This is a genomic window from Sphaerisporangium melleum (assembly GCF_014646695.1).
Classification (GTDB): Bacteria; Actinomycetota; Actinomycetes; order Streptosporangiales; family Streptosporangiaceae; genus Sphaerisporangium; species Sphaerisporangium melleum.
On record NZ_BMNT01000003.1, the window covers coordinates 206,524 to 221,807 of the forward strand.

Annotated in this window: 11 protein-coding genes; 7 read left to right on the plus strand and 4 right to left on the minus strand. The window is 72.6% G+C overall.

The features are described from left to right. Positions 1–3 precede the first annotated feature (3 nt). The gene (locus IEY93_RS03910; RefSeq protein WP_189161539.1) at positions 4–2,388 is read left to right on the plus strand and encodes a hypothetical protein; all 2,385 of its coding nucleotides are present in this window, start codon (positions 4–6) and stop codon (positions 2,386–2,388) included. A 394-nt stretch (positions 2,389–2,782) separates the two neighbouring features. Beyond that, positions 2,783–3,712, plus strand: coding sequence for a glycosyltransferase family 2 protein (locus tag IEY93_RS03915; RefSeq protein WP_189161540.1), 930 nt, complete (start codon positions 2,783–2,785; stop codon positions 3,710–3,712). Between the two features lie 28 nt (positions 3,713–3,740). Here the strand turns inward: IEY93_RS03915 and IEY93_RS03920 are convergent, their stop codons facing one another. Both IEY93_RS03920 and rffA read right to left on the minus strand, forming a co-directional pair. Next, the gene (locus tag IEY93_RS03920) at positions 3,741–4,544 is read right to left on the minus strand and encodes a GNAT family N-acetyltransferase (RefSeq protein ID WP_189161541.1); all 804 of its coding nucleotides are present in this window, start codon (positions 4,542–4,544) and stop codon (positions 3,741–3,743) included. After that, positions 4,544–5,704: a dTDP-4-amino-4,6-dideoxygalactose transaminase gene (gene rffA / locus IEY93_RS03925; RefSeq protein WP_189161542.1), complete on the minus strand. Its 1,161-nt coding sequence runs from the start codon at positions 5,702–5,704 to the stop codon at positions 4,544–4,546. The genes IEY93_RS03920 and rffA overlap by 1 nt, the downstream gene beginning before the upstream one ends. Positions 5,705–5,961: 257 nt before the next feature. On the opposite strand from rffA, the gene IEY93_RS03930 reads away from it, so the two are divergent. Together IEY93_RS03930 and IEY93_RS03935 are read left to right on the plus strand one after the other, a co-directional pair. After that, positions 5,962–6,657, plus strand: a complete 696-nt coding sequence (locus IEY93_RS03930) for a class I SAM-dependent methyltransferase (protein WP_189161543.1) — start codon at positions 5,962–5,964, stop codon at positions 6,655–6,657. A 100-nt stretch (positions 6,658–6,757) separates the two neighbouring features. Then, positions 6,758–9,115 carry a hypothetical protein gene (locus IEY93_RS03935; RefSeq protein WP_189161544.1) on the plus strand — a complete coding sequence of 786 codons (2,358 nt, stop codon included), beginning with the start codon at positions 6,758–6,760 and terminating at the stop codon, positions 9,113–9,115. An 8-nt stretch (positions 9,116–9,123) separates the two neighbouring features. Here IEY93_RS03935 and rfbB read toward each other — a convergent pair whose 3' ends face one another. Next, the gene (gene rfbB / locus IEY93_RS03940; protein ID WP_189161545.1) at positions 9,124–10,104 is read right to left on the minus strand and encodes a dTDP-glucose 4,6-dehydratase; all 981 of its coding nucleotides are present in this window, start codon (positions 10,102–10,104) and stop codon (positions 9,124–9,126) included. After that, on the minus strand, positions 10,101–11,168 hold the full coding sequence (locus tag IEY93_RS03945) for a glucose-1-phosphate thymidylyltransferase (protein ID WP_189161546.1): 1,068 nt from the start codon (positions 11,166–11,168) through the stop codon (positions 10,101–10,103). The genes rfbB and IEY93_RS03945 overlap by 4 nt, the downstream gene beginning before the upstream one ends. A gap of 311 nt (positions 11,169–11,479) precedes the next feature. Between IEY93_RS03945 and IEY93_RS03950 the strand changes: the two genes are divergently transcribed. The 3 genes from IEY93_RS03950 to IEY93_RS37810 are packed head-to-tail and all read left to right on the plus strand — an operon-like array spanning position 11,480 to position 14,659. Then, positions 11,480–12,430, plus strand: a complete 951-nt coding sequence (locus tag IEY93_RS03950; protein WP_189161547.1) for a sulfotransferase family protein — start codon at positions 11,480–11,482, stop codon at positions 12,428–12,430. After that, complete coding sequence (locus tag IEY93_RS03955) at positions 12,423–13,442, plus strand: polysaccharide deacetylase family protein (RefSeq protein WP_189161548.1); 1,020 nt, start codon at positions 12,423–12,425, stop codon at positions 13,440–13,442. Before IEY93_RS03950 ends, IEY93_RS03955 begins: the two co-directional genes overlap by 8 nt. Beyond that, positions 13,439–14,659 (plus strand): glycosyltransferase, encoded by a 1,221-nt coding sequence (locus IEY93_RS37810; protein ID WP_229690832.1) that lies wholly within the window; start codon positions 13,439–13,441, stop codon positions 14,657–14,659. The genes IEY93_RS03955 and IEY93_RS37810 overlap by 4 nt, the downstream gene beginning before the upstream one ends. Positions 14,660–15,284 lie beyond the last annotated feature (625 nt).

Here is a 15,284-nt window from a genome sequence, read left to right on the forward strand (position 1 = left end):
CACATGTCCGATTCTCCGCCGCTCGGCGGCTCCACGAAGAGCCCGCACCCGGGCACCCTGACGATCGCCCCCCATCCCCCCGCCGCCGTCCTTCCCCCAGTGCGCCGGGGGCGGCGTCTCGTCACGTCGGGGTGGGTGCCCGGCACCGCGGTGGCCGCGCTCGCGGTCACCGTCCTGCACCACTACGGGACGTCGCTGACCGACCTGGCGACCTTCTTCGGGTACCTCACCGTGTGCGTCCTGGTGCCCGGCACGCTGCTGGTGCGCGCGCTGACCTGCCGCGCGCTGACCGCGCGGACCCTCGTGGAGGACGCCGCGCTGGGGCTGACCTTCGGGTACGCGGTGGAGATCCTCACCTATATCGCGGCCCGCGCCGCGGGCGCCCCCCTGCTGGTGCTGGTGTGGCCGGCCGCCACGTACACGGCCTTCCTCGTGGTGCCGTCCCTGAGAAGGCACTGGAGGGGGGCCGGCCGGCGCGGGCAGGCTCCGGCCTGGTGGCCGTGGTTCCTGAGCCTGATGATGACCTACATGCTGGGGACCAGCGCGCTGATGTTCTTCAGGTCGGCCGCCGTCACCTGGCCGGCGGCCGGGACGGCGCACCTCGACAACGCCTACAACCTGTCCCTGCTCACCGAGATCAAGCACCACTTCCCGCCGCATGTCCCGCAGGTGGCCGGTGAACCCCTCTACTACCACTGGTTCATGTACGCGCACTACGCGGCGTCGAGCTGGATCACCGGCATCGAGCCGCTGATCCTGCTGTTCCGCCTCGGCACGCTGCCGATGTACGCCGCCTTCCTCGTCCTGGTCGCGATGGTCGCGCGCCGGATCATCGGCTCGTGGGCGGGGGCGGCGCTGTCGGTCGCGCTCATGGTGTTCGCCGCGATGCCGAGCCTCTACGTCAACGCCAACGGGCTGCTGATCTGGACGGGCATCCACGTCGTCCCGTGGAGCACTCCCACCACGACGTTCGGCGCCCTGCTGTTCGCCGCGCTGCTGCTGCCGCTCGCCCGGATCCTCGCCCGCCCGGGGGCGGGCGCCGGAGCCTGGACCATGCTGGTGGTCCTTCTGCTCGTGGTGATGGGCGGCAAGGCGATCTACATTCCGCTGCTGCTCGCCGGGCTCACGGTGTTCGTCGCCGTCGAGGTGGTCCGGCGGCGCAGACCGCCACGGCGGGCGCTGGCGGTCATGGCCGTCTGCCTGGTGTTCCTGGCGTTCGCGCAGATCGTGCTGTACGGCAGGGTGCGGCAGGGGGTCGCGCTGGATCCGATGTCCATCGCCCGCTCCTCCTGGGCGATGCTGACCGGAGGCGACGTGTCCCGGGCTCCGCTGCCCGCGATCGCCGGCATCACCGTGCTGTATCTGGTGGGCTGGGCGTTCATGTGGTGCGGCGTGGCCGGGCTGGTGGCCGACCGCCGGCTCGCGCTGCGCGTGCCCGCGGTGCTCGCTCTCGGCATGGCGGTGCCGGGCTTCGCCTTGAGCCTGCTGCTCGGCAGCCCGATCTCGTTCAACCAGGTGTACTTCCTGGTGGCGGTCATGCCCTACCTGGCGATGCTGTCGGTACTCGGATACCTGACCCTGGCCCGCCGGCAACGGGTGACACCGGCCTTCGCGATCGCCGCGGCGGGGGCGGGCGTGGCGGTGGCCTATCTGATCCGGTTCGTCTGCGGTGTTCGGGTGCCCCTGCGGCCCGGCGAGCCGGAGTACCTCCTCTACCTGCCGTATCTGGCCCTGGCCGCCATCGCCGCGGCGGCGGTGCCGGCGTTCGCGCTGATCCGGCGGCGGCCCCGGCCCTGGGCGCTGCTGATCGCGGCGGCGGTGGGGGTGGGACCGATCGCGGCCTGGGCGACCCGCACCGAGCTGACCGTGTTCCACGGCCTGGACCGCGGCATGTACACCCATATCCGCACCGAGCCCGACGCCGTGCCGCGCGGCCTGCTCGCCGCCGCGCGATGGCTGCGCGACCATTCCCGGCCCGATGACCTGGTCGCCACCAACGACCAGTGCCGGTGGGGGCACGAGAACCCGTGCGACAGCCGGGAGTTCTGGACCGCGGCGCTGTCCGAACGGCGGATGCTGATCGCCGGGTGGGGGTACACCCCGACCGCCCTGGACCGCTCGAAGACCAACGCCGGGTTCGAAGGGGTCCCGTTCTGGGACCAGGAGCGGCTGCGGGCCAACAACGTGGTCTTCACCGCGCCTTCGGCGGACGCGGTGGCCGTGCTGCGGGACCGCTACGGGGTGCGCTGGCTGCTCTCCGACGAGCGCCACGTCCCGCCGGGGGCGCGGATCGCCGACTTCGCGGCGCTGCGGTTCCGCTCGGGCGACTGCGCCGTCTACCAGGTGCCCGCGGCCGGCGGCCCCTCCCCCCGGCCTGCGACCGGCTAGGACATCACATTGAACCGTGCGGCATCGGCGGACCGTGACCGGGTTCCGCCGGGAACTCCGCTGGCCGGCCTGAGGGACGAACCGGCGGCGCGGTCGGTGCACGGCTCACCAGCGCGGCACAAAGACAGGGCACCCGATCGCCCGCCGGGGGCAATCGCGCGACCAAGATGACGTAGGACAGGAGCGCCGGGAAAACGTCGCCCGCCAGATATGTGATGGGGTGGCCACCGAACGCGGGACCCCGGGCCGGCCGAGCCGGACCAGGTCACCGCGTCGCGACCGGCCCGACCTTCGGTTCCGACCATGTGCGTTCCCCCCGAAGCGCGGCCGAATGTCATGTCGCGAACATCGCAATAACCGTCTCGCCGACGAACGCCGAGCAATGGGGGAACGAATGTCAGTGTCGGTGGTCATCCCGTGCTACCGCTCCACGCGGACCCTGCCGGACCTGGTGAGCAGGGTCGTCGCCGTGATGGACGGCCGGTACGCCCCGTACGAGGTGGTCCTCGTCGTGGACGGCAGCCCGGACGACACCTGGGAGGTGGCCGCCGGGCTCGCCGCCAGGTTCCCCCACGTGCGCGCGTTGCGGCTCTCGCGCAACTACGGGCAGCACAACGCGCTGCTCGCCGGGCTGCGGGACGCGCGGTTCGAGGTCACGGTCACGATGGACGACGACCTGCAGCATCCGCCGGAGCAGATCCCGGCGCTGCTGGCCGGGCTGCGCGACGACCTCGACCTGGTCTACGGCGTGCCGTACGCCGAGGAGCACGGCCCGCTGCGCAGCCTCGCCTCCCGGTCGGTGAAAGCGGCCATGTCCGGCGTGCTCGGCATCCGCACCGCCGGGATGATCAGCGCCTTCCGCGCCTTCCGCACCCATCTGCGCGACGGTTTCGACGGGTTCTCCGGCCCGCACGCCTCCATCGACGTCGCGCTGTCCTGGGCGACCACGCGGGTGGGTCCGGTACGGGTGCGCATGGATCACCGCGACGGTCCGTCCAACTACAACCTGCGGATGCTGGTCCGGCACACGGCCAACATGCTGTTCGGCTTCAGCGCCCTGCCGCTGCGGGCGGCCAGCTATCTGGGCTTCGCCGTCGGGCTGATCGGAGTGGTCCTCGGCGCGCTGGTGCTGTGGAGCTTCGCGGCCGGCGACACCACGGTGGCGGGATTCACCAGCATCTGCCTGATGATCGCCATGTTCTCCTCGGCGCAGCTCATGGCCATCGGGCTGCTCGGCGAGTACGTCGGCCGCCTGCACACCAACGGCATGGGACGGCCGACGTACGTGATCCGCGAGCGGACCGGAGCGTCGGTCAAGGTGTGAGCCGCGGCGAGCGGCGCACCCCGGCCGGTCAGGACGGGCAGAGCCCCGCGCGCAGCAGGTGCACGGTGAGCAGGGTGAGCACCGGCTCGAAGCCGTACCTCGCCCAGGCGCGTTGCACGCTGGTGTGATGGCCCTGCGTCGAGATGACGACCTGCGTGCCGCCACGCGCCAGCGTCCGCTCCTCCACGGCCCGCAGGATGTGCGCGTACCGCCCGCGGCCCTGCTCGCGCGGCATCACCCCGGCCAGCAGGATCTCCGTCGAGGGCCCGTCGTCGGCCACGGTGGCGAGCCCGGCCACCCGCGGCCCGCCCACTCCCGGCGCGGCACGCAGCAGGCCCAGGCAGTCTCCCGCGACCGCCGACCCGCGCGCCCACTCGGCGTACCCCGCGATGACGTCGGCGTCGCCGAACAGCGGGTTGGCCAGATAGTGCGACCGGTACCCGGCGAAGATCGAAAGGACCGCGGGCTCGACCGCCGCGGGGTCCCGCAACGGCTCGGTCCACAGCCCCGGCACCGGCGGGACCTGCCGGCCGCGCCCCGCCTCCAGCCGCCAGTACACCAGGGAGTCGGCCAGCAGTACGGTGCGGCCGAGGGCGAGCAGCCGGGCGAACCACTCCATCCGCCGCGCCGGATAGCGCAGCACGATCACGTCCGCCGCCGACTCCCGGATCGCCGCCGCCACCGCGGCGAACGGCACCGCGCCGTCGCCGCCGTCGCCGTCGTCGCCGCCGCCCACGGTGAGGCGCTCGACCGAGCGCCCGAACCGCGCCGAGTCGAGTGGAGAGGGCTCCGTCCGGGCGGGAGTCGCCGAGGTCACCTGGCTCCAGGACATCAGCGCACCCGGTAGCCGGTCACCGCACGCACGACCCGCTCCCGTTCCCCCTCGGTCAGTCCGGCGTACAGCGGCAGCCGGATCAGGCGGTCGCTCACGCTCTCGGCGACCGGGCAGCCATCGGGGGCGACGCGGCCGAACCGCAGCCCCGCCACCGAGTTGTGCAGCGGCATGTAGTGGAAGTGGGCCTGCACCCCGTGCCGCGCGAGGTGCGCGATCATGCCCTCACGGCTCGCCAGGTCGGGCAGCAGCAGGTAGTAAAGGTGCGCCGCGTGGTCGCACCCGTCCGGAACGCCGGGCCGCGCCACCCCGTTCGCCGCCGCCCAGTCCGCGAGCTCCTCGTCGTAGAAGCGCCACACCTCGTGCCGCTGCCGCTGGATCTCGTCGAACGCCTCGAGCTGGGCGGTCAACTGCGCCGCCAGCAGCTCGGCGAGCATGTAGTTGGCCCCCTTCTCGATCCAGCGGTACTTGTCCACCTGGCCGCGGAAGAACTCCCGCCGGTTCGTACCGTTCTCCCGGGCGATGTCCGCCCGCCTGGCGATCTCGGCGTCCGGCAGCATCACCCCGCCGCCCTCGCCGCACTGCACGTTCTTGGAGGCGTGGAAGCTCAGCGCGGCGAGGTTCCCGAAGGTGCCCAGCGGCCGGCCGTGGTAGGACGCGCCGAAGCCGTGCGCGTTGTCCTCGACCAGCGCCAGGTCGTACCGCTCGGCGATCTTGACGAGCCGCGTCATCTCACAGGCGACACCGCCGTAGTGCATGGCGACGATCGCCCTGGTCCGACTGGTGATCGCGGCCTCGATCGCCTCCTCGTCGATGTTGAGGGTGTCGGGACGGCAGTCGACGAACACCGGGACGGCGCCGCGCACGGCCCACACGTTGGCCACCGCCACGAAGGTGTAGGACGGGACGAGCACCTCGTCGCCGGGCTCGACGTCGACCAGGAACGCGGCGAGGTCCAGGGCGGTGCTCCCGGAGGTGGTGAGCACCGCGTGCTCGGCCCCCGATATCTTCCTGATGAGGTCGGTCGCCTGCTCGTTGAACCGGCCGTAACCGGAGGCCCATTTGCCGTGCATGGCGGACAGCACGTATTCGTGCTGGTTCTCCGCCACGTACGTCCGGTTGAACGGAATCGGGGTCAGCTCTGATGTGGTCACGCGCATAACGAACAGCAATCGACCGGCCGGGTCGCGATCGAACTGCCGGGCTTTGGGGTTTTCTTGCCCAAGCAGTGGAACCCTTTTCAGCCCGGCCGCCGGCGGTGCGACCGGCGGCGATGAGATATCCGGGTGAAACGGTCCGGCGGCGCGGACCGGAATGTCACCCCGTGGTCATTCTTGGGGAACCGTTCCGGCAAGGCGGCGGACGGCGGCCACGGCCGTCGTCCCTGACCGTGTAGCCATGTCCCGGGAGGGATCGCATGGAAGACACACTTCTACGACTCACGGCCACCGTCGAGGACCGGCACTGGTGGTTCCAGGAACGGCGGGCGATCATCGATCGCCATGTCCGGCGGCTCGGCCGTACGGGCAGGGCGCTGGACGTCGGCGGCGCCGGCGGCGGCAACGCGCGGGTGCTCCGGCGGCGCGGCTGGGACGTCAAGGTCGCGGACTACTCGCCGGAGGCGGTGGAGATCGCCCGGGAACGCGGCCTGGACGCGATCCACGCCGACGCGCGGGACCTGCCGTTCCCCGACGCCGGATTCGACCTCATCGTCGCCTTCGACGTGCTGGAGCACATCAAGGAGGACGACCAGGCCGCTCGCGAGCTGGCCCGGGTGCTGCGTCCCGGGGGCACCGCCCTCATCGCGGTTCCGTGCGACATGCGCCTGTGGTCGGAGCACGACGTGATCAGCGGCCATTTCCGCCGCTACACCAAACCGGAGCTGAAGGCTCTCATCGCCGGAAGCGGCCTGGTCGTCGACCGCATGTGGAGCTGGAACGTACTGCTGCGCCCGGCCGCGGCCTGGCACCGGCGCAAGCACCAGGGCAACGCCGTCGGCGAGGTGCCGCCCGTGCTGAACGCCTGCCTGCGGACGGTCATCGCGATGGAGCGCTACCTGCCGGTCGGCGCGCTGCCCGGCGTGTCCATCATGCTGCGGGCGCACCGCCCCTGACGACACCCCGGCACACGGCCGGTTAAAAATGCGGCGATGACCGGGCGGGCCACGTGTCGCGGAGCCCGCCCGCGGGGTCTTGATCATCAGAATCGCGACCATGGTCGATACTCCGAAACTTCACCCCTCCACCCGGCCGGGAATCCCCGGCCCGGTGGAGCAGGACCGACGGCCCGGCCGGCGGCGCCTTCCCGGACGGCCCGGCCGATGGCGGGCACCGGCCGCGCGCCTGGCCGCGCCGGCGTTCACGCTCGCCGCCACGGTGGGCATGCTGATCGTGTTCGGCACGCCGGTCGCCGACATGGCGCTGTTCGGCCTGTACGTCGTGCTCGCCCTGGCGGTGCCCGGCACCCTGCTGGTCCGCGCGCTGTACCGGGGAACCAGGACCAGGGCCGAGGAGGTCGCGCTCGGCCTCGCCCTCGGGTACGCCGTCGAGGTCCTGACCTACCTTCCCGCGCGGGCGCTGGGCGTTCCCCGGCTGGTGCTGATCTGGCCGGTCGCCACCTACCTGGCCTTCCTGGCGATCCCGGCGCTGCGCCGGCACTGGAAGAGCGCGGCCAGGGTGCGCGCCCCGCTGTGGTGGTCGTGGTGCCTGGCGCTGACCTTCGTGTTCCTGCTGTGCTGGAGCGGCATCCCCTACTTCCGCAACAACGCGCTCACCTGGCCGCTGCTGGGGGCCGGCGGCCACGACGTCGGAATGCACCTGGCCCTGGTGGTGGAGCTCAAGCACCACTTCCCGCCGCAGTTCCCCATGACGGCCGGAGAGCCGCTGCTCTACCACTGGTTCGTCTACGCGCACATGGCGGCGGCGAGCTGGCTCACCGGCATCGAGCCGCTGGTGATGCTGTCCCGGCTGGCCATGCTGCCGATGCTGGCCGCGCTGCTGGTGCTGGTCGGGATGGCGTCCCGCCGGGTGATGGGCACCTGGCGGGGCGCTCCGGCCGTCGTCTTCGGCACGGTGCTGGTGAGCAGCCCGAGTCTCTACCTGAGCCCCACCATGGTCCTCGGCTGGGGAAGCCTGCAGGGCACCGCCTGGCGTGGTCCCGCCCAGACCTTCGGCGGGCTGCTGTTCGCCGCCCTGATGATCCCGCTGCTGGAGGTGCTCACCCACCGCGCACCGCGCCGGCTCGGCCCCTGGCTGCTCATCGGCGTGCTGATGGTGACGATCATGGGTGGCAAGGCCGTGTACCTGCCGGTGCTGCTGGCGGGGACGGTCGCGGTGATCCTGGTACGGCTCTACTCCGGACGGCGGCCGTTGTGGCCGGCGGTCACGGTCGCCGCGGTGTGCGCCGCCTGCCTGGTCTTCGCGCAGACCGTCCTGTTCGGCATGGCCCGGCAGGGCATGCTCCTGATGCCGTGGGGCACCATGCAGGAACGGTGGGCGTCGCTCACCGGCCGGCCGATGACCGAGGCCCCCTTCGCGCAGGTGCTCGGCCTCGCGGTGGTGTTCGTGCTGTCCCTCGCGGTGCTATGGTGCGGCGTCGTCGCGCTGCTGCGCGACCGGCGCACGGCCGCGCGGCCGGCGGTGGTGTTCATCCTGGGCATGGCACTCGCCGGGCACGCGGTCACGATCGTGTTCACCCACCCCGGGTACAGCAACTTCCTGTTCTCCTGGGCCGCCTACCCGTACCTGGTGATCCTCGCGGTGCACGGCACCATGCGCTCGCTGCGCCGCGCCCGGGTCTCCGCCAGGGCGGCCGCCTTCGCCGCCGGCGGCGCGGTGGCGACCGTCTGCGTCATCGCGGTCGGCTGGGGGGTCACCATCCCGCTTCCCCCCGGCAGGTCACCGGCCGTGCTGTGGCTGCCGTACCTCACGCTGGCGATCGTGGCCGGCGTGGCCGCAGTGATCATGGCCCGCACCCTCGGCCGGGCCCGCGCCGCGGCCCTGATGGTGACCGGATGCACCGCCGTCGCCCTGCTGGCGTGCGGCTACGCCCGAGTGCTCTGGTTTCCCGGCAAGGTCGCCGCGCGGGGCATCGAGCTGGTCGGCCGCGGCATGGACAGCGAGCTGGCGTCGGTGCCGGCCGGCACCCTGGACGCGGCGCGGTGGCTGCGCGCGCACTCCACCCCGGATGATCTGGTGGCCACCAACAACCACTGCCGGCCGGGACTGGATCCGTGCTACCCCGGGCAGTTCCTGGGCGCCGCGCTGACCGAGCGGCGCATGCTCGTCGAAGGGTGGTCCACCAGCCAGAAGACCAACGACTCCTGGCGTCCCGAGCAGGGCTTTCTGCACCTGCCGTTCTGGGACCCCGAGCGGCTGCGCGACAACGACACGGCCATCAACCGGCCGACGGCGGCGGCGGTCGCGCGGCTGCGCGACCGCTACCACGTGCGCTGGCTGCTGGCCGACCGGCTGCTGGTGGTGCCCGGCACCGACCTCGGCCGGTTCGCGACCCTGATGTACCGCTCCGGCGACTACGACGTCTACCGGATCCCGGACCGCTCAGGCGGCTGAGGAGGACGTCATCCCCCCGGCGTCCCCCTCAGCGGGCGCCACCACTCCTGGTGGTCGCGGTACCAGCGGACCACCTCGGCGAGCCCGCGCTCGAAGGGCACCGCCGGCTCGTAACCGAGCGATCTGATCTTGCGGTCGTCCACGGCGTAGCGGCGGTCGTGCCCGGGCCGGTCCGGAACGTGTTCCACCATCTCCCAGCCGGCGCCGAGCGCGGCGAGCAGCCGTTCGGTGAGCTCCCGGTTGGTCAGCTCGACGCCGCCGCCGATGTTGTACACCTCACCGGCGCTCCCCTTGTCCAGCACGAGCTGGATCCCCCGGCAGTGGTCGTCGACGTGCAGCCACTCCCGCACGTTGAGCCCGTCCCCGTACAGCGGCACCTTCCGGCCGTCCAGCAGGTTGGTCACGAACAGCGGGATGACCTTCTCCGGGTACTGGTAAGGGCCGTAGTTGTTGGAGCACCGGGTCACCCGGACGTCCAGCCCGTAGGTCCGGTGGTAGGCCCGGCACATCAGGTCCGCCCCGGCCTTGGCCGCCGAGTAGGGCGAGTTGGGTTCGAGCGGCTCCCGCTCGGTCCAGGCCCCCTCGGCCACCGAGCCGTACACCTCGTCGGTGGACACCTGCACGAACCTGCGGACCTGCGCGTCCAGGGCGGCCTGCAGCAGCCGCTGGGTGCCGAGCACGTTGGTGGTGGCGAAGTCGCCCGCCCCGGAGATGGACCGGTCGACGTGCGTCTCGGCGGCGAAGTTCAGCACCACGTCGTGGCCGGGGACCACCCGCGCCAGCAGCGCCGCGTCGGTGACGTCGCCGTGGACGAAGGCGTACCGGGGGTGGCCCTCCACCGGCCGCAGGTTGGCCGGGTTCCCGGCGTAGGTGAGCTTGTCCAGGACCGTCACCTGGGCGTCCTCGTACCCGGGGTAGCACCCGGCGAGGAGCGAGCGGGCGTAGTGCGACCCGATGAACCCGGCGGCGCCGGTGACCAGGACCCTCATGCCTTCACCTGTATCTTGCTGTGGTCGCCAATCATGAGCTCGTGGGTGTTGGACACACCCGCGGCCCGGCTCACCTCGACGTTGCGGCCGATGAGCGAGTGCGCGATCCGCGAGACGCCCTCCACCCGCGAGTCGTCCAGCACGATCGAGTACTCGATCTCGGCGTTGCGCAGGACGCACCTCGGGCCGATGGAGGTGAAGGGCCCGACGTACGACGATGTGATCTTGGCGTCGGCCCCCACGACGATCGGGCCGCGCAGCACGGAGTTCTCCACCACCGCGCCCCGTTCCAGCACGACCCGCCCGGTGACCTCGCTCATCTGGTCGACGGTGCCCGCGACGTCGGGCTCGACCCGCTCCAGCACCATGCGGTTGCACTCCAGGATGTCCTGCAGCCGCCCGGTGTCCTTCCAGTAGCCCTCGACCAGGTGCGAGTGGACCTGGTACCCGTGCTCGACCAGCCACTGGATCGCGTCGGTGATCTCCAGTTCCCCGCGCGCGGACGGCCTGATCGCCGCGACCGCCTCGTGGACGGCCGGGGAGAAGGTGTACACCCCCACGATGGCCAGGTCACTGGCCGGGAACTCCGGCTTCTCCTGCAGCCGCAGGATCTCCCCGCCGGGCCCGATCTCCGCGACCCCGTAGTACTGCGGCTCGGCGACCCTGGTGAGCAGGATCTGCGCGTCGTAGCCGCCCCGCTCGAACGAGCTCACCAGGCCGCTGATCCCGCCGACCAGGAAGTTGTCGCCGAGGTACATCACGAACGGGTCGCCCGCCAGGAACTCGCGGGCGATCAGGACGCAGTGGGCCAGCCCCAGGGGGGCCTCCTGGGGAATATAGGTCACCTCAAGCCCGAACCGCGAGCCGTCCCCCACCGCCTCCCGGACCTCGTGACCGGTGTCACCGGTGATGATCCCCACGCTGGTGATGCCCGCCTCGCGGATCGCCTCCAGCCCGTAGTAGAGGACCGGCTTGTTGGCGACCGGCACCAGCTGTTTCGCCGAGGTGTGGGTCAGCGGGCGCAACCTCGTTCCACGGCCGCCCGCGAGCACAAGTGCCTTCATGCAGAGAGTCCTTTCCGCGGGACACGACCCGGCGGTGGCCGGTCAGGCCGGCCACGGTCCACGCCGGGGGTGGATCGGCGGCCCGTTCCCGCTCGCCTTTCGCCGCCGCGCGAGGGAAACGCTGACACACCCGGCGGGCGCGGCCGTGACACCACCGGTCAACGCGCCCTATGAATAGGGTCGCGACTCGACAAGCACGCTGGACGTGCCCGGGGGACCCGCGCGGGCCGGTGTACACGTTTCCCTGGTGATGTGAGTCCATCGGCGAGGCCGCATCGCGCGCATCCCGCAGCGGAACCTGGAGGCACCAGATGGACCATTCCCCGGTCGCCACGATGAGCCGCCCCGGAGCGCCCCACAGGCCGGCGAGTGGAGAGCCGGAACTGGGCTTCGTGCTGGGCACCGGGCGCTGTGGTTCCACGCTCCTGTACGACGTGCTGGCCCGGCACCCCGGCGTGGGCTTCCCCACCAACCTGGACGACCGCCTGCCGGGGGTGCCGCCGCGGGTGCGGCGGCTGGCCGCGGCGGTGTACCGCAGGTGCCCTCCGGAGTTCCCGCGCAGGCGGGTGCGGCCGAGCGAGGTGCAGGCGGCGCTCGCCCGTGAGGTGTCCCCCGCGATCGTCGACCCGTTCCGGGAACTCGTCGCCGCCGACGCCTCACCGTGGCTGGCCCGGCGGCTCACGGCCTTCTACCGGCGCCGGGCGGCGGACCAGGCGGTGACGCGGTACGTGCACAAGTTCACCGGGTGGCCGCGCGCCGGTCTCCTGCACGAGGTCTTCCCGCAGGCCCGCTTCGTGCACATCGTGCGGGACGGCCGCGCGGTGGTGAACTCCTGGCTGCAGATGTGGTGGTGGCGGGGCCACCTCGGGCCCTCCGGCTGGCACTACGGCCCGCTGCCCCCGGCGTACGCGCGGGAGTGGGAGCGCGAGGGCCACTCCCTGGTGCACCTGGCCGCGATCGGGTGGAAGCTGCTCATGGACGCCTATGACGCGGCCGCGGCGAGCGTTCCCCCGCACCTGTGGCTGGAGGTGCGCTACGAGGACCTGGTCGCCGACCCGCGCGAACGGTTCGGCGAGATCCTGGACTTCCTCGGCCTGCCCTGGTCGCCCGCCTTCGAGCGCGGCTTCGCCCGGCACGCCTTCCGTACCGGGCGGGTCGACGCGTTCCGCCGCGACCTCACCCCCGGCCAGATCGCGCTGCTGAACCGGTCCCTCGGCGCGCACCTCGCCGCGCGCGGCTACGCCCCCGACCGCGATGGCTGACCGGCCCGCGGCGCCGGACGCCGCACGCCCGTCCTTCGTCATCACCATCGACGTCGAGGCGGACGACGCGTGGCGCGGCTCAGGCCCGGTCACCACGCGCAACGCGGCCTTCCTGCCGCGGTTCCAGGAGCTGTGCGAGCGGTACGGGCTGCGGCCCACCTACCTGGTCGACTGGGCGATGGCGCGCAGCCCGCTGTTCCAGCGGTTCGGGCACGGCGTGCTGGAGCGGGGCACGGCCGAGCTCGGCATGCACCTGCACGCGTGGACGACCCCGCCGCTCGTGCCGCTCACGGCCGACGACCACCGGTACAAGCCGTTCCTGCTGGAGTACCCGCGGGAGGTGATGGCCGCGAAGATCGAGACCGCGACCACCGTGCTGTCGGAGACCTTCGGCGTCACCCCGGTGAGCCACCGGGCGGGCCGGTGGATGCTGGACGAGCGGTACGCGCGGCTGCTGATCGAGCACGGCTACCTGGTGGACTGCTCGGTCACCCCGCACGTCTCGTGGCGGGGCTGCTCCGGCGCGCCCGGCGGGCGCGGCCCGCGGGACTACACCTTCTTCCCCGAGAACCCGTACTTCGTCGACCCGCGTGACATCGCCGCACCGGGTGACCCGCCGCTGCTGGAGGTGCCGATGACCATCGCGCGCCGCACGCGTCCACCGGCCGCCGAGCGGGTGATCGCCGCGCTGCCGCGCACCGGCCTGCCGCGGCGGGTGGCGGCCCGGCTGCTGCCCGAGGTGAGCTGGATGCGGCCGAACGGGCGCAACCGGCGGGCGATGGCCGCCCTCGCCGGCGAGGCGCTGCGGTCCGGCCGCGACCATGTGGAGTTCATGCTGCACTCCTCGGAGCTGATGCCCGGCGGCAGTCCGTACTTCCGTACCCGGCGCGGTGTGGAGGCGCTCTATCGGGACATGGAGCACCTGTTCGCCTTCGTGGCCGGCCGTTTCCAGGGGCGCACGCTGGCCGAGTACCGCGCCCGGTTCACCGCGCTCGCCGGACGCGCCGGGTGAGCGGGGACGCGCGGACGGAGCCGGTGCGCGTCTGCGAAGTGATCAAATCGCTGGCCGCGGTGGGCGGCGCCGAAACACTCCTGGCCTCCCGGCTGCGCGCGTCGGCCCACCCCACGCGCTACACGGTCGTCTGCCTGGAGGCGGCGCCGACGGTCGTCGTGGCGGGGCTGCGCCGGGCGGGCATCACCCTGGTCGACCTCACCGCGTGCCCGCGCCCGCTCCGGCTGCTCAAGCTGCCCGGCGTGGTCCGGCGGCTGCGCCCGGACGTGGTCAACAACCACTCCCCGCTCCCGGCGGCCGTGCTCCGCCCGCTGTCGCGGTTGTGGCGCCGGCGGCCGGTGCTGGTGTCCACGGTGCACAGTGTGCGGTTCCGGCCGCCGACACTGCTGCTGGACCGGATGACGGGCCGGCTGGACGCCCGTACGGTGGCGGTGTCGCCGCAGGTCGCCCGGAGCGTGACCACCTGGGGGTCGCGTGGCCTCGCCACGCGGGTGCACGGTGTCGATGTCGCGGCCCAGCGCCGGTGGGCCGCCGAGGCGGAGGTGATCCGGAAGGAGTGGGGAGTCCCCCGCGACGCCTTCCTCGTCGTGCACGCCGGGAACTTCCGCGCGGTCAAGAACCAGGCGTTCCTCATCGAGGCCGCCGCCGAGCCGGCCGTCCGCGACACCTGCGCCACCTTCCTGCTCGCCGGGTCCGGCCCGCTGCGGGCGCGGGCCGAGCGGCGGGTCGCCGAGCTCGGGCTGGACCGGGTGCGCCTGCTCGGGAACGTCCCGGAGGCCGCGCGCCTGATCGCCTGCGCCGACCTGCTCGCGCTCTGCTCGACCTACGAAGGGCTGCCCGTCGTCGTGATGGAGGCGCTCGCCGCCGGGGTGCCCGTGGTGTCCACCCGGGTCGGCGGGGTGCCCGACATCGTGGCGGACGGCCGCAACGGCCTGCTCACCCCGCCGGGCGACACCCCGGCGTTCGCGGCGGCCATCCGGGAGGCGATGCGTCCGGAGGTGCACGCGCGGCTGCGCGAGGGCGCCCGGCGGAGCGGCGAGCGCTACGACATCAGCGAGGCCGCGCTGTGGTTCGATCGGCTGTACGACGAGATCGGCCCGGCTCCTTCCGGGCTCCTCTTCCGGCGGCGGCCACGTCGCGGCGTAGCGCACGCAGCATCCGCCCCAGGTCGGCCGGCCGCGGAACCAGCTGGGCGTAGGACAGGCCGGCGGACCTGACGAACCACCTCGCCTCCAGGATCGCCATGAGCGCGTAGCTCACGCTCGACACCAGGCCGGCGCCCACCGCGCCGAAGTGCGGGATCAGCAGGAGGTTGAGCGCGACGTTGACCGCGAGGGCGGTGACGGCGATCACCGTCAGGGTGCCCGGCCGGTCCAGCCGCACCAGGTGCTGCTCGATGGGACGCAGCACGATGAGGATCACCATCCCGGGGGCCAGGGCCAGCAGCGGGGCGACGCTGCCGGCGAAGGCCCGGCCGTAGAGCAGCGGGATCAGCAGCGGCGACACGGCCATGAGGCAGGCGATGAGCCCTGAGGACAGCAGCAGGTTGAGGCGCACGGTGCGGGCGGTGACCTGCTCGGCGTCGGGCAGGTCGGCCACCGCCTGCCGGGCCAGGACGATCTGCGTCAGCGACTCACCGGGGATCCGGGTCAGTTCGAGCAGGGTGACGGCGACGGCGTAGATCCCCGCCGCCGCGGCCGAGTCCAGTTCGTGGAGCAGCAGGACGTCCACGATCAGCAGGAAGTGGAAGGCCACCAGCCCGACGTGCTGACGGCCGCCGACCGCGAGCTGGGCCCGGGCGAGGCGGACGTCGCCTCCCCGGAGCGGGAACGGGCCGAGCGC

Coding starts and splice junctions, on each gene's coding strand:
- IEY93_RS03915 (WP_189161540.1), top strand. CDS start 2,783: ATGTCAGTGTCGGTGGTCATCCCGTGCTACCGCTCCACGCGGACCCTG.
- IEY93_RS03955 (WP_189161548.1), top strand. CDS start 12,423: ATGGCTGACCGGCCCGCGGCGCCGGACGCCGCACGCCCGTCCTTCGTC.
- rffA (WP_189161542.1), bottom strand. CDS start 5,704: ATGCGCGTGACCACATCAGAGCTGACCCCGATTCCGTTCAACCGGACG.
- IEY93_RS03920 (WP_189161541.1), bottom strand. CDS start 4,544: ATGTCCTGGAGCCAGGTGACCTCGGCGACTCCCGCCCGGACGGAGCCC.
- IEY93_RS03910 (WP_189161539.1), top strand. CDS start 4: ATGTCCGATTCTCCGCCGCTCGGCGGCTCCACGAAGAGCCCGCACCCG.
- IEY93_RS03950 (WP_189161547.1), top strand. CDS start 11,480: ATGGACCATTCCCCGGTCGCCACGATGAGCCGCCCCGGAGCGCCCCAC.
- IEY93_RS03930 (WP_189161543.1), top strand. CDS start 5,962: ATGGAAGACACACTTCTACGACTCACGGCCACCGTCGAGGACCGGCAC.
- IEY93_RS03945 (WP_189161546.1), bottom strand. CDS start 11,168: ATGAAGGCACTTGTGCTCGCGGGCGGCCGTGGAACGAGGTTGCGCCCG.
- IEY93_RS03935 (WP_189161544.1), top strand. CDS start 6,758: ATGGTCGATACTCCGAAACTTCACCCCTCCACCCGGCCGGGAATCCCC.
- rfbB (WP_189161545.1), bottom strand. CDS start 10,104: ATGAGGGTCCTGGTCACCGGCGCCGCCGGGTTCATCGGGTCGCACTAC.